The organism is Planctobacterium marinum, from assembly GCF_020687805.1.
GTDB lineage: Bacteria > Pseudomonadota > Gammaproteobacteria > Enterobacterales > Alteromonadaceae > Planctobacterium > Planctobacterium marinum.
This window is the reverse complement of the sequence record NZ_JAJEWQ010000002.1, coordinates 1-12,950: the sequence shown is the minus strand read 5'-3', so window position 1 is coordinate 12,950 and position 12,950 is coordinate 1. Positions and strand designations below refer to the sequence as shown.

Genomic DNA, 12,950 nt, shown 5'->3' with positions numbered 1-12,950 from the left:
ATACGATTTTTTATCGGCATACAGTCGAACAATTTCAGTCGCAAAAAGAACAATATGATCCGGTGCTAGTTTTACCCGCAGTACACCTGGTATATGGAAGGTTTGACCATTTCAACAACGGGTCAAACCCATCGCTCTTCGGCATTGGCTGCGGCAATTTGTCGCATTTATTTTAGTCACCAGTTTAGTAAATTAACTGGCAATTTTTAGTCCGTTAATTTACTAACCCAGAGTAACTATTACTAATGCAAAAGCCTCTGAAATTGCCGCTATACAGCGCATTGCTCACTCTAAACCTGTCACTCAGTGCCTATGCCGCGACCTCATCTCCCGACGATAGCAGTGCCGAAAACGATGCTCTGGAAGTCATTGTAGTTACGGCCACCGGAAATGAGGAAACACTGTTCAATGCCTCCGTGACTATCGAAACGGTTTCAGCACAGGACAGTGAATTTGATCGTGCCACCTGGATTGGCGAAACCGTAAACCGTATGCCGGGTGTGTATTTTTCTAAACTCAGAGGCCCTGTGGATGCGCCATCCATCCGTCTGCCGGTCTCTTTTGATAATGTTTATTTGTATCTGCAGGACAACGTCCCCCTGCAGTCTCCCATTTCCTTTAATCACGCGGCTTTCTCGTATTCAGGCGCTTTAACCTCTCCTGGTGGTATGGAAATACTAAAAGGGCCAGGTACCGCCATCCATGGTTCTGACGCGTTAGCCGCAGTCGTGAATGTAAAGAGTAAACAACCGGTATATGAACCTGAAACCCTGGTAAGTTATCGCTTTGGTGAAAACAATTTACAGGATATTCGCTTAGATACATCCGGCGCGCTCAACGACAGTAACGCCGCCCGTCTGGCAGTGTCTTACCAGAGTGACGATGGCTGGCGTGATACCACCGCCTGGGACAGAACTCAGATCATTGCTAGACACCTGTATGAAGATAACGGCTGGGAAATTAACAATATTCTGAGCTACACCAAATTCGATTCCCAGATGGCAGGCGCACTGACGCCTGAAGCGTTGCAAAACGATCCGAAATCAGATGGTCTGGCGGACGCAGTTAACCGCGCAGAAGCCAGGGATAAAGCCGAGTACTTTCGACTGAGCTCAGAGATCCAAAAAGCGCTGTCGCAACACATTACTCTACAGATCACGCCCTATATACGCACCATTGACAGCCAGTATATGCACACCTGGGAGCCCGCCACGACCCCCATCACCAAAGCGGTTACCGATACGCTTGGCATGCTTAGCAGACTGTATCTGAATTGGAACGAAAGCAGTTCCACCATTTTGGGTCTGGATGCAGAACTAACCGACTTCGCCAGAACAACCGAACAAACCCGCACTACGCAAGTGGTTTGGGGCACAACCTACCCGCAAGGATTGCACCTTGACTACGACGTCAATTACACCAGCCTGGCTCCCTACATCCAGCACACCCAGTCTCTGTCGGAAAAACTTAGCCTGGTACTGGGTTTGAGATACGAGCATTCGGATTATGACTATACAAACCATCTCAGTAGCGCTGATTTTTCTGCTGAAAATCCATCACCCTTTTTACTTCTGGAAGAAAGAAAAGATAATTTCAGTGAATTGCTACCCAAAGCTTCTTTAAGCTACGCTATTTCTGAACGACACAATGTGTATCTGCGCTACGCCAAAGGATTTCGCATTCCCGATGATTCCGATTTGTACATACTCAGCAGTTCACAGGCAGAGTTCTCACTGGAGCCTGAGACCATTCAAAGCTATGAACTGGGATATCGCGGCTGGTTAGGTGAAGGCATAAGTTTAAATGCCGCGGTTTATCGCATGATTGCCAAAGGCGGAATCGTAACAGGAATTGCAACGCCTGCCGGCAACATATCAGTCAATGGCGGTGAAGAGCAGTACCAGGGAATTGAACTGGGATTACAGGCGCAACTCAGCGACGAACTGATGCTGACGCTGGCCGGCGCCACGACAGACAATAGCGTGAAGCGCAGGTTTTCTGATACCCAAAGCGTACTTGATGGAAAAACGCTAATCAACTCCCCGGACCCGATTGTGAATGTGCGCCTGCAATACCAACCCAAAGTGTTGTCCGGATTATCCGCAGAACTGGAAATTCAACACACCGGCAGTTGGTTCCTGGACGAAGCTAACACCCGCAAAACCGACGCTGAAAACCTGTTGAACCTGCGCATGGAATACGCGTTCACCGAGGCTTTGCTATTTGATATCAAGGTACAAAACCTGCTGGATAACGAATATTTGCTCACCGCAGAAGCCCCGGTTTGGGCACCAGAAGGCCGGTTCAGACCGGGCTCACCCAGAACTTTTTCTGCGGGTCTGAGTTACACATTTTAATCCGAACAGGCTGCCTGGCATGACAACTCAGGCACAAGCCAGGCAAACAAGGTACAGATATTATGGCAATTCGCGACGGGCTTTATCCGACAATTTGGCGCTGGCACTTTTACGCCGGCATTCTGATCACCCCCATCATGCTGGTGATGGCCATTACCGGCGGCATTTACCTGTTTCAACATGAAATAGAAGATGCCCTTTATGGCGAGCTTTTTTACCGTCAGGATGTCAGGCAACCGGTCAGTAATGTCGACCACGATGCCATAGTGAATGCCGCCAAAAAAGAGCTTCCCGGCGGCATTTTAAATAGCTACCGACCCGCCCATGGTATACAAGAAAACGCCAGAGTCACCCTGACCGATACCCACCAGCAGCGGACCACAATCATGGTGAACCCTGATACGTTAACCGCAGTGGGCAGCATCAATGACAGTTGGCGTCTGACAGCCATTGCCAAACAAATTCACGGCGGATTGATGGCGGGGACATTGGGTGAAGTACTGGTTGAATTAGTGGCCTGTTGGACCATTATTATGATCGTCTCCGGGCTTTATCTATGGTGGCCCAGAATAAAGGGGTTACGTGGAGCACTGATTCCTCGACTCAATCAATCCAGTCGCATAGCCTGGCGCGATTTTCATGCCATCCCCGGATTTTTACTCTCTGTCTGGATGCTGGTGATTATTGCCACCGGCCTGCCCTGGTCGGTAGTCTGGGGGAATTTGCTGGATCAATTCGCCATTGGTATCAATCAGGCGTTTCCCCAGGAAGTATTCAGCCGTCGCCCGCAATCACAACCCGCTACCATTCCCGGACAGCCTCAGGTATCCGTCAATCAATTAGTACATACGGCCCATCAAAACGGTTTTCATCATGGCTTTGAAATTCAGTCTCCCTGGGGGCCAAACGGCAGTTTCGCCATTATGCCAGGCCATCACGGGCGAGACCTGGCCGGTAACCGATACCTGTTTGTGGATCAGTATTCAGGCTCAGTGTTACTGAAAATCGAATGGCAGGATATTGGAGCCATAGGACAAGCCACGTCCATTGGCATCAGCCTGCACGAAGGGCGTTTGTTTGGCCGAAGCAATCAGATCATCAACTTGATAGCCCTGATAGTGCTTATCTGGATGGGGATCAGCGGAATGATCCTGTGGCTGAGACGCAAACCCGAAGGTTCCCTGGGAGCCCCCAAAGCGCGCCGGGGTATACAACCTTCCAGGGCATTGAGTATCACTGTATTAACACTGGCCATCGCCTTGCCGCTGGCGGGACTCAGTATGTTATGTGTCTGGCTGCTGGACAAAACCCTTAACCGGGTCAGGGCAGTTTAGCTTCCGAGCTGACTGGAACCGTGTGGCTTCACTTGTGGCCACTGAGATTGAGGTAGTTTGGACTGGCCTTTAGATCTGTATCATGTTCAGGGTTTTGCAAATAGATAAACCGCGCCGTTTCCCATTGTGATAGTGGAAATATATGTTTGGTGTAGTCGTGTTCCTCGAGCAACCTGCGATAACTGCCGTTGTGAATAACCCGACGAAATGCCGTGGTTAAGCGCTCAGCTAACAGCGCATCCGAATGCCGGACATAGAGATATGACGCAAAGTCATACTGGATGACAAGGGATTTATCCATCATGACGGAAGGAAAAGTCCGTTGATAGTTTGCCAGCTCGCTGACGACTTCATGGATGCCTCGAGGAAACATATCGCAACGCCCCTGAAACAGCATTTTTACCATAGACTGGTTGTTAGAAACCCGTGCCACAGCGATACCATTGTATTCGAGTATGTCAGCGTCCAGCCAGGTCTTGCCCTGACAGGCCCGGAAAGCTTTTAAGTCATCCAGGCTGGCAATCCCGGCGAAGCGACCGGCATCTTCGCTGCGGATCAGTGCAATGCGATAACCCAGTAGCCCTCCCACAACAGGCAAAGGGATTTTGATGGCCTGATTGTTCAACTGCTTTTTGGCACCCGCCCAGTTAATATCAATCACTTTGCGTCTTAACAGGACTTCCAGCTTTTGTTTTCGGTAACCATCTTCGGCAATTTCAAGTAACTGGTAATGGTCTGACAACTCAGGCTCACGCCAGAGCAGATTCATAAATTCAGAGAAAAAAAGCTGACCTGTATGGGCATTTTCTGCATGTCCTAAAATCTTTACCGGTTGTTTTGCCGATGCAAAACCACACACAAAAAGCACAACAACAATCGTGAAACAACGAAAAACACTTTGCATAAAGTATGCGCCTGTCTCAAATTCCAAATTCAGCGGCAGTCAGGCCCAAAGTATAGTGCAAAAACAAGCAACTGACAGGGCGTGCTTGTTTTTGCGGGTGAGCGTCAGCTTTCGGCAAAACCAGCCTGAAGCGCCACCGATAACAGAACCTATGGATTACAGTTGCGGTTATTCGGAAGTGGTATTGCGCATTGTCATAGCAGAGCCATCCAGCACCCGCACTTCGCGCTGCGGGAACGGAATTTCGATATTATGCTCGCGCAAGGTTTCAAACACGATCAACAGCAAATCACCACCAACGCGATTCTTACCATCGTCTATACCTACCATCCAGAACTCCACAAACATATTTACGCCGGAGTCGCCAAAGGAGTCAATTTCACAATCAGGGCGCTCTTCAAATGGAATGTCTTCACCACTGATAACCTGAGGATGTTGGCCTACGGCCTCTTTGATAATGTCGCACATGGCGCGAATATCGGTTTTATAGGCCACACTGAAATCAATGCGATAGCGCTGTTTCGGATCTTTGTGGGTCCAGTTGATCATCAAAGAATTAATGAACTTCTCATTGGGCACGAGTATGTCTTTGCCGTCATAGGTTTCCAGCACGGTGTACCGCATGCGAAATTCCCGTACGAAACCTTTACTGCCGTCTTCCAGCTCCACGAAATCACCGATGGTGAGTGAGTGATCCATCAGTATGATGATCCCTGAAATAAAGTTCGACGCAATACTTTGCAGGCCCAGACCTAACCCAACACCCACGGCTCCACCAAATACCGCCAGGGCAGTCAGGTTGATACCCATAATGTTGAGCAACAACACAAACATGACGCAGAACAGCGCCACTTCAAAGACCTTGGTAAAGACTTCCTTCGTGGTGACATCCAGCTTTTGATGATTGCGAATAATCTCTTTACCAACATTGCGGGACGCCCTGCCCAGCCAAAACAGCACCACACCAAATATCACCACTCTGGCGACACCGTAGCTTGATACCTGTACGTTGCCGATGGTTATGGCCATGGATTCCATCACCGCTACAATCCCAGGCAATATGCCCACCAGATGCAAAAATACGATGGGCAATATTACCCAGCGCATAAACATGGCGATGTTTTCACTGTCTACCAAAGCCCGCACAACGGTATTTAAAAACAATAATACCGCGACCACCAAAGCGACATTGAGCAACCAGGCATCAAACTGATATTGCTCGCCCAACACGGTAGACAGTTTTAAGAAGGAGATAGACAGAATGGGAAAAATAATGCCAACTAATTTGTGCCCCAGCACTTTCAGAGTATGAGCACCGCTTTCCGGTGGTTTAGCCGCAGGCGCAATGCGATTGCGTATCTGAGCGGCGGTCAAAAACGCGAACAAATAGATAGTCAATATAATAGATAATTGCACCACAAAGCCCATACTTAATACGGCTTCCTGTGCTGTTAACCAATACTGATTTAACGTTGTGCCCAACGAGTTAGTGGCAAGATCAAAGGGATCAGAAACGCGGTTAGTAGTTGTCATATAATGTGCTTACTCATTGGGGTCATACCAAACAGTACTCAGTATAGCTGAACCTGATGGCTTAAAATTGGGTTGTGATCAAATAATAGTTATACAGAATAAAGCAAGTAAAAAATGCGAAACCTTCGTAACGGTTGATTCTGCCAGGCCCTTTAATGCCCAGACAAAAAACCATCAATGCGATAGTCAATGCCGTCATTATCATGCCATCGCGATACAAAAAGGTCGAATCCACCTGAATAGGATTAATCACCCCGGCAACACCGGCAACGGCCAACAGATTAAACAAATTCGAGCCTACAACGTTACCAATCGCTAATTCGTGCTCGTTTTTCCGCACGGCTATGATGGAAGATATGAGCTCAGGCAACGAGGTACCAATGCCGATAATGGTTAAACCGATGATCAAATCACTAACCTGAAAATACTGCGCGACTTCCACCGCTCCCCAAACCAGTACCCGGGAGCTGACAACTAACAAAATTAGCCCGGCCACCAACCAAAACAAATAGGAACGCAAAGCGGTTTTCTCAGTACGAACCGCGTCAGCAACATCGTCCACCAGCGGATCTTTGGGTTGTTTAATGGTTTGCCAGACGCTCCATGCTATTAAAATAACCAGGATACCCAACAGGGTGAAGGCTTCATCTGTGGACAAAGTTAAGTCTGTTAGTTGCCAAACTGACAAAAAGGTTACCGCCAGTAAGATGGGCAACTCTTTGCGCACAATGCCAGATTTCACCGCAATCGGGCACAACAGCGCAGTTAACCCTACAATCAAGGTGGTATTCGCGATATTGGAACCATAAACGTTGCCCAGTGCCAGACCGCCATTGCCTTGCAAAGAGGCAAACACAGACACAATGATCTCGGGAGCCGAGGTACCAAACCCGATAATAAACATACCGATAAACAAGGGAGAAACGCCGAGGTATCCGGCGGTTTTAGCTGCCCCGCGTATGAAACGCTCAGCGCTCCAGACCAGTAGCGGTAATCCGATTAAAATTGCCAGGGTGGGCCAAATCATGGGTGCAAATCTCCGGTCGCTGAGACCTTTATCAGAAAACCGGATTATCAGGGTAAACAGTGAAAATACAAAAACAATATTTCAGCGCTTGTTGCGTTTCGCTTACCAGAATGTGAACAGCACAGGTTTTGCCGTTATTCCGGCGCCTGTAATTTAAGTTGATTGGCAATCAGTACCGCCTGAGTGCGGTTGGTAATATCCAGCTTGCGCAATACCGAGGTAACATGGGTTTTTACGGTTTTTTCTGCGATACCCAGTTGGTAACCGATTTGTTTGTTGAGAAGCCCGTCCCGCAACAAACACAATACCTTATATTGAGACGGTGTCAGGGTGGCAACTTTATCCGCCAGTGCACTGAACTCTTCATCGCTGTCGCCCAGTTGACCGGCCACTCGCTCAGGTACCCAGGTTTCCCCCAACAGCATTTGCTTGATGGCTTCTACCACTTCTTCAGCCGGAGTTATTTTAGGTACAAAGCCCATAGCACCAGCGTCCATCACCTTGCTGACAATCTCCACCTGCTCCAGGCCGGAGACAACCGCCACCGGAATTTCAGGGTGTAACTTGCGGATGTGCAACAAACCAAATAAGTCATCACTGCCAGGCATGTGTAAATCCAGTAACAACAAATCCAGATCAGGGGTTTCTTTGAGCAAAGCCAGGGTGCTTTGCATATCGGCGGCTTCCAGGATCACAGAATCGGGTAAACGCGCCCCTAACGAGATGCGCAAGGCATCCCGATAAAGAGGGTGATCATCTGCAATCAGGATAACCGACACGATAGGCTCTCGTTACCCTTGAGAACGGTTCATACGATTTTCAATCAGGGTATCGACAATCGCCGGATCAGCGAGTGTAGAAGTATCTCCGAGACTGGCGAAATCATCGGCAGCGATTTTCCGCAGTATCCGGCGCATAATTTTGCCGGAGCGGGTTTTAGGTAACCCCGGTGTCCACTGCATTAAATCTGGAGAAGCAATCGGACTGAGTTCCTGACGTACCCATTTGACCACTTCTTTGGTTAATTCATCAGTAACCTGGGTTCCGGAGACCGGAATAACATAAACGTAAATCCCCTGCCCCTTGATGTCATGGGGATAACCCACCACCGCTGCCTCAGCAATAGCCGGATGAGATACCAGAGCACTTTCAATTTCGGCTGTACCTAAACGATGACCAGAAACATTCAATACATCATCCACCCGTCCGGTTATCCAGTAGTGACCATCTTCATCGCGTCGCGCACCGTCACCTGTAAAGTAGTTGCCCGGATAGGTAGAGAAATAGGTCTGCTCAAAGCGCTCGTGATCCCCCCACAGGGTACGCGCCTGGCCGGGCCAACTGCGTTTGATGATCAGGTTTCCTTCTGTCGCACCTTGCAGTGCCCGCCCTTCGTTATCCACCAATTCAGGTTCGATACCAAAAAACGGATTCGTAGCAGAGCCGGGTTTCATTTCTGTGGCTCCGGGAAGCGGAGTAATCATCATGCCCCCGGTTTCGGTTTGCCACCAGGTATCCACAATCGGGCAACGGCTGTTACCTAATACCCTGTGATACCATTGCCAGGCTTCCGGATTTATTGGCTCACCCACAGACCCCAAAATGCGCAATGAGGCTCTGCTGGAGCCCTCACCGGCAAAGTCGCCTTTGCACATCAGAGCGCGAATTGCGGTGGGCGCAGTATACAGAATATTTACCTGATGTTTATCGACTATCTGGCCGATGCGACGCTCATCCGGGTAGGTGGGCACACCTTCAAACATCAGCGTTGTGGCTCCATTGGCCAGCGGACCATAAACAATATAGGTATGTCCGGTGATCCAGCCCACATCAGCCGCACACCAGTACACTTCTCCTGGTTGATAATCAAACACGGCCTGATGCGTGGTGGCAGCGTAAACCAGATAACCGCCGGTGGTGTGTAAAACACCTTTGGGTTTCCCGGTAGAGCCCGATGTGTACAAAATAAATAACGGATCTTCGGCATTCATCGCCTGCGGTTCACAGTGCGAGTCACATTCCGCCAACAGGGTTTCCGCTGCCACGTCAACGCTGCCCATCGGCACATCCAGACCAGTAGCATTAAAGACCAGGACATGACTGATAGTGGGGCACGCCTTGTCACTCAATGCGGCATCGACGTTTGCTTTCAGAGGAACCGATTTACTGCCGCGACGCCCGGCATCTGCGGTGATCACCACTTTGGCCTGACAATCGTTAACCCGGTCGGCAATCGCATTAGGAGAAAAGCCACCAAAAATCACTGAATGCACGGCGCCAATGCGGGCACACGCCAGCATGGCATAAGCAGCTTCGGGGATCATGGGCATGTAAATAGCCACCCGGTCGCCTTTTTCAACACCGAGCTTTTTCAGGCCATTCGCCAGTTTGCACACTTCGTCGTGCAGCTCCTGAAAGCTGATGTTCTTGTCTTCATCAGCGCTGTCACCTTCCCAGATAATCGCAGTATCACCGGCGCGCTCAGCCAGATGTCGATCGATACAATTAGCACTGACATTCAGCTCACCATCGGCAAACCAGTTGATGTTCACTTTACCCGGCTGAAACCCGCCTTCAAACCCTTTGCTGGGCGCTTTAATCCAGTCCAGCGTACTGGCTTTTTGCAACCAAAAGTCGTCGTTGTTTTGCATCGACGCCTGGTACTGTTGCAGATAATCTTGTTGTGTAATTTGGTAATCGCGCTCAATGGCTTGCTGATCTACAGGCATATTCATAACCACCCTTCCAGGATTTAAGATAATTCCGACCACTTTAATATAGTGCCGCTAAATTCCATATGGGACTTTGGTCCCGACTCTGATGTCTGGCTCAGGGACAACGTTTCTCAGACTTTGGTCCCATCAGACCATAGCCCTATATCAAAATAACGCAAATGGGGTCATTTTTAAAAGCGTGTTCCATAGCTTCTGGTAATAAAAAATGAAAAAAATCATGTCGCCTCTGCTCCTGCTTCTGTTAGCCGGCCAGTCCCACTTTGGCCTGGCAAACCCTATCAACAATACCGAATTTGGTTTTTCCGGTTATGTAAAACTGGACGCCATCGCCAGTAATTATAGTGATGGCACCCTGGCATCCGGTAATATCGGTCGGGACTTTTACATTCCCAGTTTAACCCCCGTGGCGGGAATGGATGAAGATACCCAATTTGATGCTCATATCCGACAATCGCGTTTTCGCTTTACCACCTCAACCAAACTGGACAATCAGGACACTATAAAAGGTGTACTGGAGTTTGATATGCAGGTGGTCCCGGATGGTGATGAGCGTATCAGCAACAGCCACCAGCCACGAATCCGTCATGCTTTCCTGACCTATAAAAACTGGCTGTTTGGGCAAACCTGGACCACCTTTCAGGATGTTTCTGCCCTGCCCGAAACCCTGGATTTTATCGGTGTTACCGATGGCACTATTTTCGCCCGTCAGGCGCTGGTGCGGTATACGCAAGGCCCTTTTCAAATCGCCCTGGAAAACCCTGAATCGACCATTACGCCTTATGGAGGTGGAGGCCGCATCGTCAGCGATGACAATGCCGTGCCGGATCTGGTATTGCGCTACAATCATCAACGCGACTGGGGCCATTTCATGGTGGCCGCACTGGTACGTCAACTGGCCTACAAAAATCAACAGGGCGGTAATGATATCGACAGCACCGAAACCAGCTATGGTATCAGCCTTGGTGCCAAATTTAAGTTTGGTCAGGACGACCTGCGGCTGATGTTTAATACCGGTGCCGGATTGGGCCGCTATTCGGCCTTAAATGCCGTCAATGGCGCGGTATTAGATGCCAACAACGAACTTCAGGCCATTGATTCCACCGGCTACGCCATATCCTATCGACACCTCTGGAACAATCAGTGGCGTTCCAACTTCACCTACTCTGCCTTCAACGCAGATAACGATACCGACCTTACCGGACTAAGCGCAACCGAATCCACCTGGAGTACAAGGGCTAATTTGCTTTTCTCGCCGTCGAAAGAATTAACCTTTGGGGCTGAATACGCCTTTGCGAAACGGGAAATTGAAAGCGGCCTGGAAGGGGACATGAATCGGCTGCAATTTTCAGCGAAATACGCCTTCTGATAGTACATATCCCCCATTAAAGTGCTCTTTTTAAAAGAGCACTTTCATTGTGTTTGCTTGTCTATGAAAAAGGGCCGGGGGTTCTATGCCATTCAGTGTCGTGTTTTGCCGTCATGTCTGGTGCAAGATGCTCACCTGTCAGTGATTACCCGCATGCAAATACGCCAAAATATTGCTCATCAAGAAATTTATGGATGAGTAGCTCTCATCGGACACGGATAAAATCTCGGATTCGGTCTGGATAAAGGCACCTTCAACGAGTTCATCTTTACAATTTTCCACAATTGCCCGTGCGGATTCAGGTGTCGTTTCCAAATGAAATTGCAATCCGATAACATGCTTACCGATTTGAAAAGCCTGATTTTCACAGCCCTCACTCCTTGCAAGCTGCTTTGCACCAACAGGCAGGCTATAAGTTTCTCCATGCCAATGGAATACGTTTATTTCTTCCGGAAACTGAAAAACGGAAGCGTTTTCTGGTTGCACCGCCTCTACCTGGAACCACCCGATTTCTGCTAATGAGTTGGGGTAAACTTGCCCACCCATGGCACTTGCAATAAGTTGTGCTCCAAGGCAGATACCCAAAACAGGTTTCCCCGCCGTTATTGCACTTTTAATGAACTCTTTTTCATTTTTCAGCCAGGGAAAACCCGCTTCATCATTGACGCTCATGGGACCGCCCAATACCACCAGGAAATCAATATCTTCTATTTTAGGCAACGCCTCAGCGTTAAAAAGTTGAGTGCCTGATATTTGGTAGCCTGCGCTTTGGAGCCAGAATTCAATACTACCCAAACCTTCAAATGGTACATGTTGTAAATAATGTGCCCGCATTTCGCATCCTGTTTTATTGCTAATGTTAAAATTAAAGTGCAGTGCCTTGTTGGTTAAGCGCTATATGAAAAACACTCAGTCAGCCACATAATGTTGACCCTAAACTGCCGTGTTAGATTGCAATGACACAACCACTCCAACCAGTGGCACATTGTTCTGCAACCACTATTGCTGATTGGGTTTCATTTGCTGTTGCTAACAAACCATCTTTACTCCAAATCGCACTTTTTCCTGCTGCTGCCCACCCACCGGTAGGGCGATTGTGATTTGCCATAGCAACGAGCAGGTCAAATTTTTTTGCGTAATTCTTCATAACTTCCGTGTCCGCCTGGTAACCTCCCTTGGTAATAAGCACACCAGCAACGTATATTGCGGCACCTAACCCAAAATAATGTTCCGCGTGTTTTTCATTATTTGTGTCTGCACATATTGCGTTGTCAACCAGGTAACCACCCAAGTTAACATGATGAAAATGCTCCCCTTTATCAAAAAACTTATCCTCCCCTGGATGTAAATTCATCTTGGCGTAAGATTCCACCGTTCCTGCTGCGGAAATAAAAAGCAGTCCAATTTTAGGTAAGTTTTCACCTTTCAACGGAGCTCCTGCGCCGATACTAATATTTTTGTCAATAGCCATATCAATTAAGGGCTGCAGGCGGCTATCTTCGTGAGTAAACGATAATTCTTTTGCCAGCTCAGGCTCGTAGCCCGTCAGGGAAAGTTCCGGAAATACAATATAGGAAACACCACAATCTCATTATCGCTGCCATTGCCAGAGAAATGGCAGCCTATATCTGGGCTATTGCCAAAGAAGTGGTACTGACACCTGTCAACCCTAAATTACGACTAAGTCGAGTACC

At 48.6% G+C, this 12,950-nt stretch carries 10 protein-coding genes; 3 read left to right on the top strand and 7 right to left on the bottom strand.

What is annotated here, in order from left to right:
• Nucleotides 1–245: 245 nt before the first annotated feature.
• Nucleotides 246–2,357 (top strand): TonB-dependent receptor, encoded by a 2,112-nt coding sequence (locus tag LJ740_RS05410; RefSeq protein ID WP_229528059.1) that lies wholly within the window; start codon nucleotides 246–248, stop codon nucleotides 2,355–2,357.
• 62 nt (nucleotides 2,358–2,419) lie between these two features.
• Nucleotides 2,420–3,691, top strand: a complete 1,272-nt coding sequence (locus LJ740_RS05405) for a PepSY-associated TM helix domain-containing protein (protein WP_229528058.1) — start codon at nucleotides 2,420–2,422, stop codon at nucleotides 3,689–3,691.
• A gap of 28 nt (nucleotides 3,692–3,719) precedes the next feature.
• Here the strand turns inward: LJ740_RS05405 and LJ740_RS05400 are convergent, their stop codons facing one another.
• From LJ740_RS05400 to acs, 5 genes are all read right to left on the bottom strand, one after another.
• Nucleotides 3,720–4,595 (bottom strand): type 2 periplasmic-binding domain-containing protein, encoded by an 876-nt coding sequence (locus LJ740_RS05400; RefSeq protein ID WP_229528057.1) that lies wholly within the window; start codon nucleotides 4,593–4,595, stop codon nucleotides 3,720–3,722.
• A 168-nt stretch (nucleotides 4,596–4,763) separates the two neighbouring features.
• On the bottom strand, nucleotides 4,764–6,023 hold the full coding sequence (locus tag LJ740_RS05395; RefSeq protein ID WP_377307174.1) for a mechanosensitive ion channel family protein: 1,260 nt from the start codon (nucleotides 6,021–6,023) through the stop codon (nucleotides 4,764–4,766).
• Between the two features lie 166 nt (nucleotides 6,024–6,189).
• Entirely contained in the window at nucleotides 6,190–7,155 is a 966-nt protein-coding gene (locus LJ740_RS05390; protein WP_229528055.1) for a calcium/sodium antiporter, read from the bottom strand.
• Nucleotides 7,156–7,289: 134 nt separating this feature from the next.
• Nucleotides 7,290–7,934: a response regulator gene (locus LJ740_RS05385; RefSeq protein WP_229528054.1), complete on the bottom strand. Its 645-nt coding sequence runs from the start codon at nucleotides 7,932–7,934 to the stop codon at nucleotides 7,290–7,292.
• A 12-nt stretch (nucleotides 7,935–7,946) separates the two neighbouring features.
• The gene (gene acs, locus LJ740_RS05380) at nucleotides 7,947–9,890 is read right to left on the bottom strand and encodes an acetate--CoA ligase (RefSeq protein ID WP_229528053.1); all 1,944 of its coding nucleotides are present in this window, start codon (nucleotides 9,888–9,890) and stop codon (nucleotides 7,947–7,949) included.
• 205 nt (nucleotides 9,891–10,095) lie between these two features.
• Between acs and LJ740_RS05375 the strand changes: the two genes are divergently transcribed.
• A complete protein-coding gene (locus tag LJ740_RS05375; RefSeq protein WP_229528052.1) occupies nucleotides 10,096–11,256 on the top strand; it encodes a DcaP family trimeric outer membrane transporter in 1,161 nt (386 codons plus the stop codon).
• 138 nt (nucleotides 11,257–11,394) lie between these two features.
• Here LJ740_RS05375 and LJ740_RS05370 read toward each other — a convergent pair whose 3' ends face one another.
• Complete coding sequence (locus LJ740_RS05370) at nucleotides 11,395–12,051, bottom strand: type 1 glutamine amidotransferase (protein WP_229528051.1); 657 nt, start codon at nucleotides 12,049–12,051, stop codon at nucleotides 11,395–11,397.
• Between the two features lie 151 nt (nucleotides 12,052–12,202).
• Nucleotides 12,203–12,784 carry a carbon-nitrogen hydrolase family protein gene (locus tag LJ740_RS05365; protein WP_229528878.1) on the bottom strand — a complete coding sequence of 194 codons (582 nt, stop codon included), beginning with the start codon at nucleotides 12,782–12,784 and terminating at the stop codon, nucleotides 12,203–12,205.
• Between the last annotated feature and the right edge of the window lie 166 nt (nucleotides 12,785–12,950).